Annotated in this window: 20 protein-coding genes and 3 tRNA genes; 1 reads left to right on the top strand and 22 read right to left on the bottom strand. The window is 30.8% G+C overall.

The window, feature by feature from the left end; genetic code table 11:
* Positions 1–212: 212 nt before the first annotated feature.
* The 14 genes from E0E45_RS16520 to E0E45_RS16455 form a co-directional block, all read right to left on the bottom strand.
* Entirely contained in the window at positions 213–572 is a 360-nt protein-coding gene (locus E0E45_RS16520) for a DUF6672 family protein (protein ID WP_130892142.1), read from the bottom strand.
* Entirely contained in the window at positions 572–1,678 is a 1,107-nt protein-coding gene (locus E0E45_RS16515) for an ABC transporter permease (protein WP_130892141.1), read from the bottom strand. The genes E0E45_RS16520 and E0E45_RS16515 overlap by 1 nt, the downstream gene beginning before the upstream one ends.
* Positions 1,668–2,690: an ABC transporter permease subunit gene (locus E0E45_RS16510; protein WP_172604238.1), complete on the bottom strand. Its 1,023-nt coding sequence runs from the start codon at positions 2,688–2,690 to the stop codon at positions 1,668–1,670. The genes E0E45_RS16515 and E0E45_RS16510 overlap by 11 nt, the downstream gene beginning before the upstream one ends.
* Before the next feature lie 10 nt (positions 2,691–2,700).
* Entirely contained in the window at positions 2,701–4,296 is a 1,596-nt protein-coding gene (locus E0E45_RS16505; RefSeq protein ID WP_130892139.1) for a sugar ABC transporter ATP-binding protein, read from the bottom strand.
* Between the two features lie 46 nt (positions 4,297–4,342).
* Positions 4,343–5,518 carry a DUF3798 domain-containing protein gene (locus tag E0E45_RS16500; RefSeq protein ID WP_130892138.1) on the bottom strand — a complete coding sequence of 392 codons (1,176 nt, stop codon included), beginning with the start codon at positions 5,516–5,518 and terminating at the stop codon, positions 4,343–4,345.
* A 384-nt stretch (positions 5,519–5,902) separates the two neighbouring features.
* The gene (locus E0E45_RS16495) at positions 5,903–6,133 is read right to left on the bottom strand and encodes a hypothetical protein (protein ID WP_130892137.1); all 231 of its coding nucleotides are present in this window, start codon (positions 6,131–6,133) and stop codon (positions 5,903–5,905) included.
* Between the two features lie 259 nt (positions 6,134–6,392).
* The gene (locus E0E45_RS16490; RefSeq protein ID WP_147391528.1) at positions 6,393–7,427 is read right to left on the bottom strand and encodes a ribonucleotide-diphosphate reductase subunit beta; all 1,035 of its coding nucleotides are present in this window, start codon (positions 7,425–7,427) and stop codon (positions 6,393–6,395) included.
* Positions 7,420–9,666, bottom strand: coding sequence for a ribonucleoside-diphosphate reductase subunit alpha (locus E0E45_RS16485; RefSeq protein WP_130892135.1), 2,247 nt, complete (start codon positions 9,664–9,666; stop codon positions 7,420–7,422). Before E0E45_RS16485 ends, E0E45_RS16490 begins: the two co-directional genes overlap by 8 nt.
* Complete coding sequence (locus E0E45_RS16480; protein ID WP_130892134.1) at positions 9,666–9,869, bottom strand: glutaredoxin family protein; 204 nt, start codon at positions 9,867–9,869, stop codon at positions 9,666–9,668. Before E0E45_RS16480 ends, E0E45_RS16485 begins: the two co-directional genes overlap by 1 nt.
* Before the next feature lie 510 nt (positions 9,870–10,379).
* On the bottom strand, positions 10,380–11,522 hold the full coding sequence (locus tag E0E45_RS16475) for an iron-containing alcohol dehydrogenase (protein WP_130892133.1): 1,143 nt from the start codon (positions 11,520–11,522) through the stop codon (positions 10,380–10,382).
* Positions 11,523–11,713: 191 nt separating this feature from the next.
* Complete coding sequence (gene rplT, locus E0E45_RS16470; RefSeq protein WP_130892132.1) at positions 11,714–12,064, bottom strand: 50S ribosomal protein L20; 351 nt, start codon at positions 12,062–12,064, stop codon at positions 11,714–11,716.
* 45 nt (positions 12,065–12,109) lie between these two features.
* Positions 12,110–12,316: a 50S ribosomal protein L35 gene (gene rpmI / locus E0E45_RS16465; RefSeq protein WP_005949770.1), complete on the bottom strand. Its 207-nt coding sequence runs from the start codon at positions 12,314–12,316 to the stop codon at positions 12,110–12,112.
* A gap of 42 nt (positions 12,317–12,358) precedes the next feature.
* On the bottom strand, positions 12,359–12,868 hold the full coding sequence (infC, locus tag E0E45_RS16460; protein ID WP_227371443.1) for a translation initiation factor IF-3: 510 nt from the start codon (positions 12,866–12,868) through the stop codon (positions 12,359–12,361).
* A gap of 239 nt (positions 12,869–13,107) precedes the next feature.
* Positions 13,108–13,803 (bottom strand): B3/4 domain-containing protein, encoded by a 696-nt coding sequence (locus E0E45_RS16455; protein ID WP_130892131.1) that lies wholly within the window; start codon positions 13,801–13,803, stop codon positions 13,108–13,110.
* A 130-nt stretch (positions 13,804–13,933) separates the two neighbouring features.
* Here E0E45_RS16455 and E0E45_RS16450 point away from each other — a divergent pair, with 130 nt between their 5' ends.
* Positions 13,934–14,395 (top strand): GNAT family N-acetyltransferase, encoded by a 462-nt coding sequence (locus tag E0E45_RS16450; protein WP_130892130.1) that lies wholly within the window; start codon positions 13,934–13,936, stop codon positions 14,393–14,395.
* 51 nt (positions 14,396–14,446) lie between these two features.
* Here the strand turns inward: E0E45_RS16450 and E0E45_RS16445 are convergent, their stop codons facing one another.
* The 8 genes from E0E45_RS16445 to E0E45_RS16410 form a co-directional block, all read right to left on the bottom strand.
* On the bottom strand, positions 14,447–15,097 hold the full coding sequence (locus E0E45_RS16445; protein ID WP_130892129.1) for a CDGSH iron-sulfur domain-containing protein: 651 nt from the start codon (positions 15,095–15,097) through the stop codon (positions 14,447–14,449).
* 94 nt (positions 15,098–15,191) lie between these two features.
* Positions 15,192–16,196 (bottom strand): hypothetical protein, encoded by a 1,005-nt coding sequence (locus E0E45_RS16440; protein ID WP_130892128.1) that lies wholly within the window; start codon positions 16,194–16,196, stop codon positions 15,192–15,194.
* A 177-nt stretch (positions 16,197–16,373) separates the two neighbouring features.
* A complete protein-coding gene (rd, locus tag E0E45_RS16435; protein WP_130892127.1) occupies positions 16,374–16,532 on the bottom strand; it encodes a rubredoxin in 159 nt (52 codons plus the stop codon).
* A 261-nt stretch (positions 16,533–16,793) separates the two neighbouring features.
* A tRNA-Arg gene (locus tag E0E45_RS16430) sits at positions 16,794–16,870 on the bottom strand.
* A gap of 46 nt (positions 16,871–16,916) precedes the next feature.
* A tRNA-Ser gene (locus tag E0E45_RS16425) sits at positions 16,917–17,007 on the bottom strand.
* An 8-nt stretch (positions 17,008–17,015) separates the two neighbouring features.
* Positions 17,016–17,099: transfer RNA gene (locus E0E45_RS16420), tRNA-Ser, on the bottom strand.
* A 122-nt stretch (positions 17,100–17,221) separates the two neighbouring features.
* Positions 17,222–17,422 carry a DUF1858 domain-containing protein gene (locus E0E45_RS16415; RefSeq protein ID WP_096404252.1) on the bottom strand — a complete coding sequence of 67 codons (201 nt, stop codon included), beginning with the start codon at positions 17,420–17,422 and terminating at the stop codon, positions 17,222–17,224.
* 82 nt (positions 17,423–17,504) lie between these two features.
* A complete protein-coding gene (locus E0E45_RS16410; protein WP_130892126.1) occupies positions 17,505–18,467 on the bottom strand; it encodes a KpsF/GutQ family sugar-phosphate isomerase in 963 nt (320 codons plus the stop codon).

Genomic DNA, 18,467 nt, shown 5'->3' with positions numbered 1-18,467 from the left:
ATTTTTCTGCCTATCCCCATATCAGCGTCAGAATACGTCTTTCAGAACATTATTATAAATATATAAAAAAGACATATTTTTTTTCAATTAAATAACAATATATTATACCATACTAATTGAAAAAAAGATAACTTTTTTTTGGCACTTTTTAGTCAAAAGAAACAAAAAGCTCTCCAAAAAAGAGAGCCTTTAATATTATATTTATACTTGAATTAATTGTCGCTTTTTATCCAGTCTGCTTCTCCATTTATTAACAGAGGAAGGTAGATAGTTGCATCTTCAGTTGGTGTAAGTTTAAATTCATTTTCCAATGTAACATTTTTACCAGTATTATCTTTGAATTCAATAATTAATTTATGCTTAGGTCCTTTTACATATACCATAGCCTTTTTATTTACTCTGATTTTTTTTGCCTTTTCTCCATTTATAGAATATGAAACTTCCACAGCTGCATATTCTCCAGCTTTTTTATTGTCTATAAATACTTTATGCTGTTTCCCACTGACAAAAAGAGCAGCAGCAATTCCTATAAGGACAATTATTAAAATTATCCAGTTTCTCACTATTTTCATTAATTACCACCTGCCTGACTAGAGTTCATCTCAAGCACTCTTTTCCTTTCTGCTTCTTTTTCTTTCTCTCTCCTCCATTGGTGAAGAATAAGAACCAATGCAATTATTCCATAAGATACAAATACTCTAAAATATTCTCCTATCTGTGCTGAACCTATGAGTTCTTTTCCTGCTCTTGGAGCAAGGACAAACATAGTATGAAAAAGGATAACTCCACTAAGAGCATTTGGAATACTAGCCTTAGATACAGTTGCTCCCCCTATTAAAAGAGCAGCAATAGCAAACATTCCTATCTGCTCATGACTGTTATATGTATTCATAGTTCCAATATTTTGGAGGAATATCAACTGCCCTATCCCTGCAAGAATAGTAGAAATAACAATAGCCAGTATTCTTGTTCTGTCAGCTGCTATACCAGAAGATTTCGATACTTCTATATCCTGTCCTATTGCTCTCATATCCTGACCAAGCTTAGTTTTTCTGAACCATACTATGAAGATACATAAAAGTACTATGGCAAGAATAGTTAATACAGGAATTGAGTACTGCCCTATATTAAATACGATTCCATCATCTAAAGCTCTTCTTATATTTTTCAAATCTATTGCATTCCTTATTCCATGTCCTCTTGAAAGAAGTATGGCTTCATTTTTTATAGGTATAACTTTTCCCATTCCATATAGAACTAAAAGTTGATATACACCATTTATAAAAAAACCAAGTATCATAGATGTAATCATTTCTCTTCCCTTTGCTCTGTTTAAAACAACTCCACCTATATATCCCATAAAAGCTGCTATTGGAAGAGTTATTATCACTGCAAGAAAAAAGCCCTGAAGTCCAACTACATTCCAGTCAGTTATGAATATAAGGGCTATCTGTCCAGCCATCGCTCCCAATACTATACCAAAGTTAAGTCCCATTCCTGCTATTATAGGTATCAAAAGAGATAGTACAAGGAAAAGATTACGAGATAATCTTAGAATTATTTCCTGAATAAGATACTCTATACTCAATCCAGATATTGGTATAGACAAAAGTATTATTATTACCATAAATATAGGAACTACATTATTTACTAAGAATTTTTTAATTTTATTTTCCACTTCCAGCACCTTCCTTTCTTGTCAAAGCATATAATATCATTCCATTAGATACTATAATTCTTATTGTTTCTGACATATCTGTCTGGATTATATTATTAACAACTGTAGGTGTCATTGTCAGTATCCCTTGAAATAGAAATGTTCCAACTATAACATTGACAATAGTAACTTTATTTACAGAGGCTCCCCCTATAAGAATTGCTGCTATAGCAGGGAATGCCATATAAAATGGTGCAAGATATAACTGTACAAATCCAAAACTTTGCTGATATACTACTATTCCAACTGCTGCTAGTACTGTAGACATAACAACAGATTTTATTCTTATCTTATCTATATTGATTCCAGTTGCCTTTGCAAATTTATCATTAGTTCCAACAGCCTTCATTGCATAACCTGTTCTTGATCTGAAAAATACCCACATTCCAAAAGCCAAAATAGCAAAAAATACTATTTCTCCCACTGGAAGCATATCACTAGGCATATGGAGCACCTTGTCAAGAATTCTATGCCAGTGGCTCTCAACGCTGATAGTTGTACGAAGTCCTTCCCCTCCATAAGCCCAGATCATATCCTGACTTTTAAATGGAAGAACAAGCCACATTATACACATGACAGCAACAGATGAGAATCCAATATATGTAGCAATCATCATCTCTCCACCTTTTACTTTATTAAGGATATGTCCATATAACCATCCAAATAAAACAGCAAAGGGTATTGATATTATTATTGCTCCTATAAAACCTGCAAATCCACTAAGTCCAATCTCTATACTTATTACAGCTCCCAAAAGTCCCGCTTCTACTCCTAGAGGCATTCCAAAATTTAGTCCTGTTCCAGACTGTATCATTGGTACAAGAGATAAAACTAATATTGCATTCATTCCAAATCTTACTAATGTATCTCCTAAAGCTGATTTTAAATTTATTCCTATAAAGGGAGAAACTACATACATAGATAAAAGAAACAGAGCTATTATTATTCTAGGCCACCCTGCATTCTTCAACATAGTTTTTATATTATTCATTGTTTCCCTCCTCTGATACTCCTACCATCATTTTTCCAAATTCTAATATATCTGCTGTAGGTGGTAGTATTCCAGCAACTCTTCCTTCATTTATTATTGCGATTCTGTCACATACACTTCTTAGCTCTTCTATTTCAGAAGATGTTATTATTATAGTTGTTCCCTTAGTTGAGTTATACTCTTTCAAAGTATCCAAAACTAATTTTTTAGCTCCTACATCTATTCCTCTTGTAGGTTCTGATACGAATAAAACTTCAGGGTCCATAGTGAAAGCTTTTGCCAGACATACTTTCTGTTGATTTCCTCCACTTAACTCCTGAACTTTCTGTTTTTCACTCATACATCTTATTTCCAGTTTCTTTATATAGTCCTGAGCATTTTCCTTCATTGCTTCTTCATCTGCAAGATTGAACAAGCCTCCAAATCTCTTCTTGAAGAATTTTTTTTGTATCTGCATAGCTGGATAGGCTATATTTTCTTCAATAGAACTTTCAAGAAGCAGCCCTACTCCTTTTCTGTCCTCTGAAACAAAAAATATTCCTTTTTCTAATGGATTATTAGGATTGTTTAATTTAATACCCTGTCCTTTAAACTCTACTTTTCCACTTGCATCATACAGTCCCATTATTCCATTAGCTATTCCTATTTTACCCTGACCAGCCATACCTCCCAGTCCTAATATCTCCCCTTTTTTAATATTAAGGTTCAGACCTTTGACCATTTCTCCTGGCATATCCACCCAGAAATTTTTTACAGAAAGAATAGTTTCTTTGTTTTCATCTAAAGTTTCAACTTTCTCTTCAGACTCTCCCATTTTTCTTCCTATCATCCATTCTGTTATCTGATTTACATTTGTTTCTTTTGTATTTACAGCATTGATTAAAAGCCCATCTCTCAAAACTACAACTGTATCACATACATCCATTATTTCATTCAGCCTATGTGTAATAAATATTATAGCAATTCCTTTTTCAGATAATCTTCTCATAGTTTCAAGCAATACTTTTGCCTCTTCCTCTGTTAAAACAGCAGTAGGCTCATCTAATACCAGAAGTTTTGTTTTCTCTCTTTCTATTTCACGAGCTATCTCTGTAAATTGTTTGTGTGCCACTGGCATTTCACTGATAACAGTATTAGGATCTATTTCTATACCCAGTTGAGAAATTGCATTATCTGCTCTTTCCTCTATATTCTTTGAATCTATACTTCTTATTCTTTCCCCAAAAAAACCTTCCAGAAAGCTGTTGGCAGTAGACTCTCTATTTAAAACTATATTTTCATTTGCTTTAAACCCAGGTATTAAAGAAAATTCCTGATGAACCATTCCTATTCCTACAGCAAGAGCATCAAATGGAGATTTAAAATGAGTTTCTTCTCCATTGAAGATTATTTTTCCTCCATACCCTCCTGTTTCTGAAATAACTGGCATACCAAAAATAGCCTTCATCAAAGTAGATTTTCCAGCTCCATTTTCTCCTACCAGTCCTACTATTTCACCAGGTTTAACCTCCAAATTTATATCTTTTAATACTACATTTTCTCCAAAAGACTTTGAAAGCCCCTCTATTTTCAATAATACTTTATCCACATTTTCACCCCTTGAAAATTAAAGGAGGGGGATTACCCCTCCCTTATTATTTTATTTTGAAATATTTTTCAGGAACAGTTTCATTAGTCATATTCATGTAACCTTTTCCTAAAACATAAGTGTCTTGATATAATAAGTAGAAGTTATCTTTCTCTACTCCATTAACATCTGTATAGTTGCTTCCGTTCCATCCAGCACCTGGAGTAAATTTTTTCAATGAATCCATGATAGAGTCGAAATCAGTAGCATCTACACCTTTTTCTACAACTGCTCTTGCATGTTCTCCTAAAGCAATTACAGAAATAAAGTTATATGAATAAGCCCATGTTCCCATTCTTCCAGCTCCACCTTTTGCTACTACTGTATCTTCAACTTTCTTTAATATTTTTGGCCAATTCCCTTTTTCATCTTCAGAGAATTTTATTCCTAAAGCTCCAGGGTACCCCATTGTAGGAGATGGTAAGTCAGCTTCTACAAAGTATCCTCCAACCTCAGCTACTCTTTTTAATAATGGCTCAGTATGAGCATCATTTGTTGCAAAGAATGCTGTATCTTTACCATATTTTTCTAACCAGTTAGGTACTTGCTCTAATATATATTGTTGAGCTCCTGCTACTCCAACATCACTTACTGGGTCTGGAGCTGACATATCTATAAACTCCATTCCAAGATCCTTAGCAGTTTCTGCCATTATATTTCTTCTTCTTGATAATAATTCATAGCTTAAATGTCTTGGGAAAGATATATGCATAAATTTAGTAGCTCCCATCTCTTTAGCAGCTTTTACAATTAAATATCCTCTTGCTACGTTATCTGGGTTAGTTACTAAATCAGCTGCGTCACTTATAATTTCAGGATCTTCATGAGGTGCATTGGCTATTAATAGTATATCAGGTCTTTTTTCTCTTATTCTTCTGAAAGCTTCAACAGTTCCAGGAATAGCTTCTGCTACCAGTATAACTTTCATTTGAGGATCATCTGCCAATCCTACCATTTGAGAAATAGTAGTTTCCATTTCCTGCATAAAGTTATCTGGATAAGTAACATGAGTTACCATTCCACCTTTATCGCTTGAACCATACATTTTTATTAGTTCTTCAGCTCCACGAAGGCTGTCTTCTGATTGAGATACAGTTCCGCTTACCACTCCAATGTGGTAATCAGCTGCAAAGCTTAATACTGAAAATAAAAACACAAAAAATACAACAAAATATTTTTTCATAAGTTCCCCCTTAAATTTAATTATCTTCTTAGTAATCTCTATTCTTATTGATACACGCAATAAAAAAGTACCATTATTTAAGTACATGAGTTACAAAACTTTTTGATATTGTTAGGATTATACTCCTTTACACAACGTATGTCAACCATTATTTTAGTTGAATAGAATTTAAATTTCATTTATTTATTTTTTGAAAAAATATACATCAAGAATTTAAGATATTTATTTATAAAAAATCTAACTAATTTGGTTTTTATCATTTTCTATTTATATAATTTATGCAATTTTATTTTTATATTTTTTTTGTTAATTTTATATCTAATTCGTTTTACAAAAAATAAAAAAGACCTGATATTTTGTAAATATCAGATCTGATTTATAAAATTATCTACTTGTTCCCAATCTTCCATTGAAAAAAGAACCTTTCATTTCATCAGATTTATTCTTTTCTATTTTCTTTCTCATTTCAGTTCTTTCTTCAATTTTTTTAGATGCATAAAGTATGATATCAAAATTGGTTATTTCATAATAACTGCTTTTTTTCTCTTCCTCTTTTTTTATATATGGTTTTTCATACATTTCAAATATAATATCTAAATTAGTCATTTCTTTCATTTTCATCCCTCCAAGTCCAACCCCAAATTAAAAATACCCTTAGAACCATACCACTAATTAAAACTATAGTTTCAAATCTCAATCTATCTTCCTTATAGCTATATAGTATTAAAAATTCATAAAAATGTAAAATCGCATTTTATACACCTTTCAACAAGTATAAACTTGTATCTTTCTCAATTCTCTATAATTTTCTACAAAATAAAAAAGGCTTCAATTTTATCTTGAAACCTTTTCCATAAAAAAATTTTTTACTCTATTATATTTCATCCCACCCATCTATAGATGAGCTCATATTGTAGCTTGTCACTGTACCTTCAAAGAAGTTTGCTTTAACATTTCCTTCTCCTTCTGTATCTGCAAACTTTGTCAAATGTTTATATGGATTTTTATTGAATTCTTCATATATTGGCTTCAGCCCAATGCTTCTCAATCTTTCATTAGCCAGCCATTTCGTGTATTGCTCTGTTGTTTCCTCTGTTATTCCCAAAATCTGATTTCCTATTATGTGATTAGTCCAGTTTATTTCCTGTTCCACTGCTTTTCTAAACATATCATAGATTTCTTCATCATTAAAAAAATCTGGATTTTCATTTCTTATTTCTTTTAATAAATGCTGAAAAATAACTACATGAGATAATTCATCTCTATTTATAAGCCTTATTATATCTGATGTTCCCATCATTCTGTTTCTGCTTGCCAAAAGATAAAAGAAATTAAATCCATTATAGAAGTATATTGCTTCTAAAAGATAATCTGCTATTATAACCTTTGAGAAATTTTCATCATTAGAATTTTCCAAAAACTTCTGATACATTTCAGCAATATATTTATTTCTTTCAAATAAAATTTTATCTTCTCTCCATTTATCATATATGGAATTTCTTACTTCTTTGGGAAGAATAGATTCTATTATATATTGATAAGATTGAGAATGTATCGCTTCCTGAAATGTCTGTATAGAAAGTATTAGATTTATTTCGGGAGCTGTTATATAGTCACATACATTTGGAATATTATTAGTCTGAATACTGTCAAGAAATATTAAAAATGATAAAATCCCATCATAAGCTTCCTTTTCCTGATCTGTCAGATTTTTATAGTCATTTTTATCTTGTGTTAAGTCTATTTTTTCTGGTATCCAGAAATTTCCCATCATTGTTCTATAAAGCTGGTTTGCCCATTGATATTTAACATTGTTAAGATTAAATATATTTGTACTGTCACCTTTTATTACTCTTCTTTTAGACAGAGAATCATCTCCTAGAGGATTAAAAAGTTTTTTTCTATCCACTGCAGCTTTCACACTCCTCTTTTTCATTCATTATATTAGTATTTTTCTGAATTGTTCTTATATAGTAAACTGATTTGCAGCCATTTTTCCATGCTGTCATAAGAGTATCATAGATATCCTTTGCTCTTATATCCTTATTCAAATCAAAAATCAATTCCATTGAAACTCCCTGAGTAGTCCACTTTCCTATTCTGCTCATTATCTTTACATATGTCTGAGGATTTACATTTTTAAATTCTGGATAGAACCATGCTCTGTCCTTCAAATATTTTACTACTCTTGGCACAGCTCCCTTTTGATTTTTTTCTATATAGAATCTTGAGAATGTAGGATTAACTGAAGCTGTTGCCCCCATAAGAAGTGATGTTGATGTATTAGGTGCAATTGCAGTAAGTTCCCCATTACGCATTCCATATTTTTTCACCAGTTCAAATACTTCACTCCATTTATCTGCATATTTTGAATTTTTTATATACCATTCTTTATCTTGCTGGAAAAATAATCCTCTATCCCACATTGACCCTTTAAACATTGGATATTCTCCTCTGTCTTTAGCCAGCAGTGCTGATGATTTTATACTGTATAGAGCAATTTCTTCAAAAAGCTCATCTATATCATTCATTGACTCATCATAAATCATAAATTCTCTTGCTAAATAATCTGCCAATCCCATAGTTCCTACACCAATAGTTCTATATTTCATATTATGTTTATCTGATTCCTTTATAGGTGTTTTTGTTAAATCTATAGTATTATCAAGCATTCTCACAGCAGTATCAACTATACTTTCAAGTTCCTCTCTCATTATTTCTGCCATATTCAGAGATACCAGATTACATGTATGAACTTCTCCCAGCTTTACAGTTCTTATTCCATTTCCTTCTGCAGTTTCTTCTGCAAAGTTTTTGCTTGGAGAAAAATTAGAAAAACTCTCCATACACAGATTTCCATTTCCTATCATTCCTTTATGACTGTTATGATTCATCAGGTTTGCTCTATCTTTAAAAAAGATATAAGGCATTCCTGTTTCTATCTGCACTTTCATTATTTCTTTAAATAATTCTCTGGCTTTTATTACTTTTTTAAGCTTCAGAGAATCATCTTTTTCTAATTTATCATAAATTTCTTCAAATTTTTCTCCATAAAGTTCACATAATTCTACTCCATATTTTTTACGTACTTCATATGGATCTACCAATGTCCACTCTAAATTATCTTCCACTCTTTTCATAAACAAATCAGATAATACAACCTGAGGATATATATCATAAGCTTTTCCTCTTTGATCTCCATTTTCTGTCTGAAGCTCTAAGAACAGCTCAATATCCAGATGCCAAGAATCAAGGGCTGCTGTTACAGCTCCTGCTCTTCTTCCCTGCTGATTTACAGCTACAGCAGTGTCATTTACTATTTTTACCCATGGAACAACTCCGCCACTTGCATTATAATATCCATTTACCATGGAATCCTTAGCTCTGATTCTTGAAATATTAAGTCCCACTCCACCACCACTTTTACTTATTTTAGCAATAGTGTCTATATTATAGAAAATAGATTCTATATTATCATCCATTGCAGTGATAAAGCATGATGATAGATTTCCTTTTGGTATTCTTAAATTTGCCAGAATAGGTGTAGCTAATGATATTTTTTTTAATGATAAAGCATTATAGAATTTTTTGGCTACTGCAACTCTGTCCTCTTCATTTATTGCTAACAGCATAGCTATACACATGAATACTTCCTGTGGAAGCTCATAGATATTCCCCTTAAATTTTAAGAGATATCTATTTGTAAACATATTAGCTCCTGCATAGTCATACAACATATCCCTTGATATATCAATAGCTTTTTCCAGTTCATTGATTTCTTCCTCTGTATATTCCTGAAGTCTGCTGTCATATATTCCGTTTTCTGTAAGAGTTTTTATTGTTTTATAGAACTCTCCATATGAAAAACCTCTCTTATGAAAAACTTCTCTTTCAGTTTCCATCATAAGAAGCCTTCCAGCTGCATATGTCCAATCGCTTTCTTCAAAGCTTGTCATTGTAACAGCTTGATTTATAAGGGATTCTTGTATTTTTTTTGTTGTTATATTTTCCTGGTATATTGACTCTATATAACTTTCCAATTCAACCATACTGACTTCAAGTCCTTTACAGGCTCTTACAAGTTTTTCTCTTATTTTTGTTATATCTAAATTTTCTCTTATTCCAGCTCTATTTATTACTTCTCTCATTATATAACCTCTAAAAATTTTTCCATTGGATAGTATTCCCCATCTCTTTCAATAACTGGTGCACTCATAATTCTGTTCTTACTGGCTACAGTCATTAAAGTTTTCAAATCCTGAATATATTCATACTCAATCCCTTTATTATCTAAAGTCTTTTTTAAAGACTCACATTTACTACATCCTTCTTTACCAAATACTTTTATCATTTTTCCTCCTAAGTACAATATCTTGTGAATTCATCAACACGTATTACAACATATAGCGATATTATTACACATATTTTAACTTTTTTCAACTATTTTATATAAAAGAATTTATTCTCTATGATAAATTATTCAATGACAATGATAAAATTCCTGTTAAAGTTATTGAGCTTTTCTAATTTTTAATTATAAAAAGACAGCTTTAAAATCAAAGCTGTCTTTATTTTCTATAAAAAATTATTCAGTAATTTCAGTTTTTTCATTTATTCTTTTTCTTAGACCTTTTCCTTCTCTAAATTTTATTACTATTTTTGGCTCAGTATAAAAATAACCTTCTTTAGTTAGAATTGATCCCTTTCTTGGAGCTCCTTCTTTTTAGCAAATACTCCTCAATCTTTTAATGTTACGTTTCCATAAGCATCTAATGTTTCAAAAAGAGCATTCCAAAAAAGTTCTATTTTCTCTTCTGCTTGTTTTTTATTTTATTTATTCATTTGAGTGGAAAGAGTTTTATTAAGATATTTTTTTGAATAATTCTATAAGTTTTTCTTTATCAAAGTATACTGGATTCGCTCCAGCACAGGCATCTTTCATAGCATTTTCTGCTAATAATTCAAAATCTGGATTATCTACTCCTACATCTTTTAATGATTTTGGTATTCCTACTTCCTCAGAAAGTGCTTTTATTCTTCTAATTACATAATCCACACATTCTTTATCAGTTTTTCCATTTACATCATAACCTATAGTTTGAGCTATTACTCTGAATTTTTCAGGAGCATTCTTTGCATTTTCTTCTTCTACTATTGGTAGAAGCATAGCATTACATACACCATGAGGAAGATCATATAATCCTCCAAGCTGATGTGCCATTGCATGTACATTTCCAAGTCCAGCATTACTAAATGCTATTCCATTTAAAAAACAAGAGTAGCACATTTGTTCTCTGGCTTCTATATCACTTCCATCTTTTACTGCTCTTGGAAGATAATCAAAAATTTCTTTTATAGCATATAGAGCTGTACAATCAGTAACATCCATAGCTCCTTTAGCTACAACTGCTTCTATAGCATGAGTTAAAGCATCCATTCCTGTTGCTGCTGTAAGAGGAGCAGGTTTGCTCATCATAAGCTCAGGATCATTTACTGTTATTGCTGCCAAAGAGTTTGTATCTACCATAATCATTTTTACATGTCTTTCTTCATCAGTTATTACATAGTTGATAGTTACTTCAGCAGATGTTCCAGCTGTAGTAGTTATAGCTATTATAGGAAGTGATTTATTTTTAGTTTTGTTCACTCCCTCATAGTCTTTTATATTTCCACCATTAGTTGCAAGTACAGCAATAGCTTTTCCACAGTCTTGAGGTGATCCTCCTCCAATACTTACAACAAGGTCACATTTTTCATCAGTTAATATCTTATATCCATCTTCTACATTTTTTACTGTAGGATTTGGTTTGGGTTCATCATAAACAACAAAATCTACACCTGCTTCCTTTAATATATCAGTTACTTTTTTTACTGTTCCATTTCCTGTAAGAAATTTATCACTTACAACTAAAGCTTTTTTACATCCTGTTGTTAATAGTGGTTGCTTAAGTTCAGCAAGACACCCTCTTCCTAATAGATTAATTGGTGGTATGTAGTAAATCATTTTATCCCCCTTTTTATATTTTTGTTCGTATATTCGCACATAATTCTTATATACGTATTTATACTTTAATATTATCATAAAAAAATACAACTTGTCAAATATTTTCTAAATATATCTTCAAAATAATTTTTTCAAAAAATAAAAAAAGAGAGTATCAAAAATACTCCCTTATATTCTCATAATTTTATTAATTATAGAGCAGCTTTTGCAGTTTCAGCTAATTTAGTGAATTCAGCTGCATTGTTTAAAGCAATATCTGCTAAAACTTTTCTGTCTAATACAATTCCAGCTTTTTTTAATCCATTGATTAAAGTTGAATAAGTTAATCCATTGATTCTAGCTGCTGAGTTTATTCTGATGATCCAAAGTGATCTCATTCTTCTTTTGTTAACTTTTCTATCTCTTGTTGAGTAAGCTGCTGCTTTCATTGTAGCTTGCTTAGCTTGTTTTATAACGTCACCAGATGCTCCTCTAAATCCTTTTGCTGCTTGTAATATTTTTTTATGTTTTCTTCTTCTAACTATACCAGTCTTAACTCTCATTGTTTTTTCCTCCTAAATATAAATCTCAATAATTTGAATTATTTATTATCTTCCTACTCCGTATGGTAGTAACCCTTGCATATGTTTCTTTAAAGTGTCAGTAACTACTAAATCTTTCTTTAGGCTATTTTTTCTTTTTCTATCTTTTTTAGTTAAGATATGGCTTTTTCCAGAATGTTTAACTATAAATTTCCCAGTCCCTGTTACTTTAATTCTTTTTTTTGCTCCTCTGTGAGTCTTCATTTTTGGCATAATAATACCCTCCTCTCGAATATATAAATATTAATATAATTATTAACTCTTTTTAGGTGTTAATATAATGTGTTTCTGTTTTTCATTATATTTTTTATCTGCATCTGCAACTTCAGCAAATTTTTCTGCTATCTCATTTAGAGTATCTATTCCAAGTGTTGCATGCATTCTTTCTCTTCCAAATAGAACTAAAGTAACTTTTACCTTATTTTCTTTAGATAAGAATTTTTCAATTTGACCCATTTTTGTTTCTAAATCATGAGTATCTATTCTAGCAGTAACTTTTACTTCTTTTATTACTACCTGCTTTTGATTTTTCTTAGCTTCTTTAGCTTTTCTTGTTTGTTCATATCTGTATTTTCCGAAGTCCATTATTTTACATACTGGGGGCTTCGCAGTAGGTGAAATCTCAACTAGATCTAAATCTTCCTGTCTTGCTAACTCTAAAGCTTCATTAGCTGACATAACTCCTAATTGTTCACCAGTTGAAGAGATAATTCTAAATTCTCTTCCTTTAATTTTTTCGTTGATTCTAATTTTTTCAGAAATAATTCAACACCTCCATTTAGTTACACAATAAAAAAAACAGGACAATACTACGCCCTGTTATTACTCCTAAAATTGAAATATAGAGGATTAAAATCTCGTACTCTATTAAATCTTTTTTTATACCTAATGTAAGCCCTAAGACCCAAAAGGTGAGAAACAGGCGTTTCTTCTTTATCCAACTTTTATTTAGTTCCTTTATTATTATATCAGAAACATAAATAAAGTCAAGCTTTTTTTATATACTATCCTATTTCACATATAGGATTATTTTTATTTATTATAGTGGATTTACATTGTCCTCCTAATTCTTTAAGTACAAGTTCTTCCAATTCTTTTACTATTTTTTTAAATTCTTCTTTTCTATTTCCATCTATTAATTCCATATAAAGAAGAGCATTTTTAGTATTCTCTGTTATTTTAGTTCTGTCAGCCTCTCTCCAGAGCCATCCTCTTACTACTGCTCCTTTATCATCTCTATATATAAGCTCCTCTTCTTTAGGAGGCTTATTTTCCTCTTCTCCTAAAGGAATAAACTCTTCATCTCCATTTGCAAAACACAATACCATATCCCCTTCTATCCTGTCCATGTCTTCTCCTCCACATGTAACAAGATTTTTCAGACATATTACATTATATATATCTACAAGAGGATTTATAGAGCCTAATATGTGTCCCTTTGCAATTCTTAAGGCCATTGCCTCTATTGAAGCTTTAGCACCTTTTTTAGTTTTAAATTTTTTCATAGCAAGACTGTATTCTTTTATGTATCCCTCTGCCTCACCCTCAGAATTTAATCTTTCATAAAGAGATTTGCATACATTTTCCAGCATGTCTGCTTTTCCAATTCCACTATTATCAACATCTTTAAAAGATAAAACTCCTATTTCCAAATGAGGAAACATCTCAAATACTTTCTCTTCAATAACAAATCTCTTCATTTCTTCCTCCCATTTTCAGTTATATTTAAACTATACCATAAAAAAATTGAAAAAACTATTTTTTCATTAAACTTATAGACTTTGTAACTATTATGCGTTAAAATATCATAAAAACATTCAGGAGGGAAAAATGGAAATTGATATTAAATCCGCTTATGATGATTTAGCAAATGTAAAACTGCTTTTTAATGAATATACTACTATGCTAGGTGTAAATCTTAATTTTCAAGGATATGATGATGAAATAAAAAATCTTCCTGGAAAGTATGCTATGCCCTATGGAAGATTATATATTGCATATTATAACAACAACGCTGCTGGTTGTATTGCCCTAAGAAAATTTGAAGAAAATGGCTGTGAAATGAAAAGACTTTTTGTCAGACCTGAATATAGACATTTGAAAATAGGAAAAAAATTAGTAGATAAAATAATAGAAGATGCTCATGAACTGAAATACAAATATATGGTATTAGATACTCTTTCAAACTTACATGGAGCTGTTGCTCTTTATAAAAAGTCTGGTTTTCATGAAGTTAATGCATATTATGAAAACCCTTTAGACAATGTATTATATTTTAAATTAGAGCTTTAATTAAGAAAGAGAGGTTTAATTCTAAAATTTAGAATCATCCCTCTCATATTTTTATTCTTCATCATTAAAGTTTATATGTTTATGAGTCCCATCACAGAAAGGTTTATGTTTTGATTGTCCACATCTGCATAGTGAGTAGTGTTCTTTGCTATCTAATATTTCCTCAGAATTATTATCATCTATCACCTTTACTCCACCAGTGATATTTATAGAACCATTTTTTTCAATAGTTATTTTTTCTACATCATGATAAATTGTTTCTCTTTCTCCACCTTCTAATTGATATGAAAGAGCTCCTGATGGACAGCTTTTTATTACTTTTATTAATTTTTCTATATCTGTTGCATTTTTCATTTCTATCCAAGGAATTTTATCTGGGTTGAATACTTCTGGATAGCCCTTTACACATTTAGCAGCATGTTTGCATATATATTTGTCAAAATATACTACTATTTTTTCTCCATTATACCCTTTTATTCCTCTAGTTTTTTCTTCTTCTCTCTCATTATTAAACTCTACTCCTCTTGCATGAGTACCATCACAGAAAGGTTTATTTTTAGAATGTCCACATCTGCACAATGAAACTGTTCTTGGTGTTTCGTATTCTTCCCCTTTGTAATTTTCTATTTTAGTATCCACAACTGTATAAGGACTGAATTTTGTAAAAACTATCATTCCCTTTTTATCTTTATCCTCTGCCATAAATACTCCTCCTAAAAAACATTTTATAAAAAATTTTACTTTATAGAATTATTCTGTTGTCCAGAAACATATCCTTTTTCTATATAAATATTTTTTAGAGATCGTATATAAAATCTACATCATTCATTGCAGCTGATTTTTCTATAATATTACATAATTCATTATATTCTTCATAAACTATTTTATTTATTCCAACAACTGCCCTTGCACCTAAATGCAGTATTTTTTTATTTCTGCCTGTATGAATGATTATTTTCCTGAAATTTTTTCCAATCAGCCCCTCTTCATATGAGGCTGGAGTAGCAACTATCTTTTTTATCTCTCTCATATTATAAACTTTTCCATCAATATTAATACTGTCTATATCTACATGTATCCTTTCAGGAGTTTCATTTCCCTTCCTTATATATTCACAAAATATAGCTATCCCAGGTATTCCAAACATTAAAATATTGAATAAAACCATCATTCCAAAAAACGAAGTTAATTCTTTTCCACCAGAATTTTTTTTAATTAAGAAATAAAGTCCACTGCTTAAAACTATAGCTGCTCCTGTTGCTATTATTATATATTTTTTCAGTAATCTCATATGCTCTTCTAAAATATCTTCCTTTGGAATAGTGAATATCTCTTTTTTCAGTGTTTCTTTTATCTCTTCTTTATCCAATGTCCTTTTATTTAAAACAGACAATACCTTATCAAATGATTTTTTAGAAAAGTTTGAAAGCTTTATCTCTCTTTCAACATTTCCATCAAATATAATTAAAAATCTCTCTTTCTGTGTTGGTATAAAATTCACAGAATGAGTACATACTCTTGATGAAAAAAGGTATCTGTCAAATTCTAGTTTTTCTTTTTTAGATATCAGACTTTTTATGCTGACTTCCTTTTCTCCTATGTCTACAGTAATATATCCTACTGTTATAGAATAAATGGCACAAACTATAAAAATTATTATTCCTATTGGGTATAAATAAGAAAATCTTATATATACAAATATTGATAGTACATATGTTAGAAAAAATATTATTCCTGCACATCCCAATATGCTCCAGATAAAATTATATATCATTATAAAAAAACTGCTTTTGTACTTCATTCTTCCCCCTTATGCTGTTTTTTATTATTCTAACATAAAATTTTACTCTCTTCTACATATCAGCAGTTGCTTTTATTTTAAAATTTGTTTAGTTAAAGTTGCTATATATTCTCTTTTATTCCTTAAAAACAAAAAGGCAGAATGTAATCATCCTGCCTTATATCTTTTAATTTTTTATTAGATTGCTTCAAAATCGTCTTTTCCTACTCCGCATAAAGGGCATACCCAATCATCAGGAATATCTTCAAATGCTGTTCCTGGAGCTATTCCTCCATCAGGATCTCCCTCAACTGGATCATAAATATATCCACATACTTTACATTCATATTTTTTCATGCCATTTCCTCCTAGTTATTATTTTAGTTTAAATAAATAGATTACCCATATTTTCATAATTTATTTTTTTGTATCTATTATATTTATACTGCTAAAACTATATACTTTCCTTTTTTATTTTTTGAAAATTTATAATTTTTTGCAAATAAATTTTTCTATCTTAAATTCAGGATTTATATTTCCTTTTCTTAATCCAGTTTTATTTCAAATAAAAAAGGCCATAATCCTAATTAGATCACAGTCTTATTATCTTAATAAAAATGGCGCACCCAAGAGGAGTCGAACCCCTAACCTTCTGATCCGTAGTCAGACGCTCTATCCAATTGAGCTATGGATGCACAGGGTTATATAAAAAAAAGGTAGTCACCTACCTGAATTTACAAATGGCGGTGAAGGAGAGATTTGAACTCTCGGTACCGTTTATAGGTACTCTCCCTTAGCAGGGGAGTGCATTAGGCCACTCTGCCACTTCACCATCATATCTGGCGGAAGATCAGAGATTCGAACTCTGAAGTCTTGCGACGCCGGTTTTCAAGACCGGTTCCTTACCAGTTAGGATAACCTTCCACGCATTAATTATGATATCATATGATTTCTTATTTGTCAATAATATATTTTATAAAAATGGCTTATAGATACTAAAAAAGGCAGATTTTTATAAAATCTGCCTTTTATTTTTAATAATTTGATTATTTTTGTGCTGCTACTAATTCATTAGCTTCAGCTATTATAGCATCTGCATCTAATCCATGAGCAGAAATTCCTTCTCCTAAAGTTTCTCCAGCAGCTATCATACATCCTACACATCCCAATCCATGTTTTCTAAATACATCTGCTAATATAGGGTATTGTTGAACTGCTTCTAGAATATTCATATCTTTAGTTATCATTATTATCACTCCTTAAAAATTTAATTTTTGTATATATCTAAGATTATATAAAAATTTACTTCCCATGTCAACTATTTTCCAATTATCTTCCTACAACATTTAAAAGGTCATGTACTCTTACCATTCCTACTAATTTATCCTTGTCAAATACGGGAAGAACTGATATTTGGCTTTCTCTATTTTCCATAAGTTCCAGTGCATCTATTGCCATACTTTCACTGTCTACCTTAGTAAAGTTTCTAGTCATAATATCTTTTGCTTTAAATCCAAAGAATTCCTCTCTTCTTTTCAAAGCTCTTCTTATATCTCCCTCTGTGATTATTCCAACCATCAGATCACCATTCATTACACAGACAGCTCCAAGTCTTTTATCTGTCATTGTTAATATTACATCGTCTATTATACTTTCCTTATCACACAGAGGAAGCATATCCTCTTTATGCATCACATCTCTTACTTTCATTAAAAGTCTTTTTCCCAGACTTCCTCCTGGATGATATAATGCAAAGTTTTCTGGTTTGAAATCTCTTTTTTTAATAAGGATTGCTGCAAGAGCATCTCCCATTACCAATGTACTTGTAGTAGATGACATTGGTGCAAGATTAAGAGGACATCCCTCTCTCTTTACTCCTATATTTAATATATAGTCTGCTTCTCTTCCAAGTTTTGAATTTCTGTTCCCTGTCATAGCAACTATCTTGGCACCTATCTTCTTGATAGATGGAATTATGGCAACTATTTCATCACTATTTCCACTATTTGATATAGCTATAACTATATCCTCCTTAGATATCATTCCAAGATCTCCATGAAGTCCTTCTGCTGAATTCATAAATACTGAATGCGTTCCTGTTGAAGCGAGCGTAGCAGCTATTTTCTTCCCAATCAATCCTGATTTTCCTATACCTGTTACTACTACTTTTCCTTCTGATTTCAGTATTTCTTCCACCACATCTATTATCTCTCTATTAATTTTATCTCTTACTATTTTTAACTCTTCTATTTCTGAATCAAAAACTTCCTTGGCATAATTAATTATATCCAT

The organism is Fusobacterium ulcerans ATCC 49185, from assembly GCF_900683735.1.
GTDB classification, from domain to species: domain Bacteria; phylum Fusobacteriota; class Fusobacteriia; order Fusobacteriales; family Fusobacteriaceae; genus Fusobacterium_A; species Fusobacterium_A ulcerans_A.
Note: the sequence above shows the minus strand (reverse complement) of the source record. Positions and strands in the feature narration are given on the sequence as shown.

Coding starts and splice junctions, on each gene's coding strand:
- E0E45_RS16520 (WP_130892142.1), bottom strand. CDS start 572: ATGAAAATAGTGAGAAACTGGATAATTTTAATAATTGTCCTTATAGGA.
- E0E45_RS16510 (WP_172604238.1), bottom strand. CDS start 2,690: ATGTTGAAGAATGCAGGGTGGCCTAGAATAATAATAGCTCTGTTTCTT.
- E0E45_RS16500 (WP_130892138.1), bottom strand. CDS start 5,518: ATGAAAAAATATTTTGTTGTATTTTTTGTGTTTTTATTTTCAGTATTA.
- E0E45_RS16495 (WP_130892137.1), bottom strand. CDS start 6,133: ATGAAAGAAATGACTAATTTAGATATTATATTTGAAATGTATGAAAAA.
- E0E45_RS16485 (WP_130892135.1), bottom strand. CDS start 9,666: ATGAGAGAAGTAATAAATAGAGCTGGAATAAGAGAAAATTTAGATATA.
- E0E45_RS16480 (WP_130892134.1), bottom strand. CDS start 9,869: ATGATAAAAGTATTTGGTAAAGAAGGATGTAGTAAATGTGAGTCTTTA.
- E0E45_RS16475 (WP_130892133.1), bottom strand. CDS start 11,522: ATGATTTACTACATACCACCAATTAATCTATTAGGAAGAGGGTGTCTT.
- rplT (WP_130892132.1), bottom strand. CDS start 12,064: ATGAGAGTTAAGACTGGTATAGTTAGAAGAAGAAAACATAAAAAAATA.
- rpmI (WP_005949770.1), bottom strand. CDS start 12,316: ATGCCAAAAATGAAGACTCACAGAGGAGCAAAAAAAAGAATTAAAGTA.
- E0E45_RS16455 (WP_130892131.1), bottom strand. CDS start 13,803: ATGAAGAGATTTGTTATTGAAGAGAAAGTATTTGAGATGTTTCCTCAT.
- E0E45_RS16450 (WP_130892130.1), top strand. CDS start 13,934: ATGGAAATTGATATTAAATCCGCTTATGATGATTTAGCAAATGTAAAA.
- E0E45_RS16445 (WP_130892129.1), bottom strand. CDS start 15,097: ATGGCAGAGGATAAAGATAAAAAGGGAATGATAGTTTTTACAAAATTC.
- E0E45_RS16440 (WP_130892128.1), bottom strand. CDS start 16,196: ATGAAGTACAAAAGCAGTTTTTTTATAATGATATATAATTTTATCTGG.
- rd (WP_130892127.1), bottom strand. CDS start 16,532: ATGAAAAAATATGAATGTAAAGTATGTGGATATATTTATGATCCAGTT.
- E0E45_RS16415 (WP_096404252.1), bottom strand. CDS start 17,422: ATGATAACTAAAGATATGAATATTCTAGAAGCAGTTCAACAATACCCT.
- E0E45_RS16410 (WP_130892126.1), bottom strand. CDS start 18,467: ATGGATATAATTAATTATGCCAAGGAAGTTTTTGATTCAGAAATAGAA.